Below are 255 nucleotides of genomic sequence, written 5' to 3'. Positions count from 1 at the left end.
CTCATTGGTACGGTGACAAAAAACAAGTCACAGTTTGGAGAACGGATTTGACAGAAGAAACTGGTCCTGCAACTGTCTGGGAGGTTTCGCGTGGTGACATATCAAAATATGTACATCCAACACAAAAACCACTTGAGCTTATAAACGTTCCATTGAGCAACAGCAGTAAAAAAGGTGATAGGGTGGTAGATTTCTTTGGGGGAAGCGGGTCAACTCTTATGACATGTGAGCAAACAGATAGAGAGGCTTTCTTAT

General features: G+C 42.4%; 1 protein-coding gene. It reads left to right on the top strand.

What is annotated here, in order from left to right; all coding sequences use genetic code 11:
- Positions 1–47: 47 nt before the first annotated feature.
- The coding region (locus SB749_RS20105) for a DNA methyltransferase (RefSeq protein WP_410711864.1) at positions 48–255 on the top strand (208 nt) is incomplete at its 3' end.

This window comes from Brevibacterium sp. SIMBA_078, from assembly GCF_046534565.1.
Classification (GTDB): domain Bacteria; phylum Actinomycetota; class Actinomycetes; order Actinomycetales; family Brevibacteriaceae; genus Brevibacterium.
The sequence above is the reverse complement of the archived record's forward strand: the minus strand, read 5'-3'. Positions and strand labels throughout refer to the sequence as shown.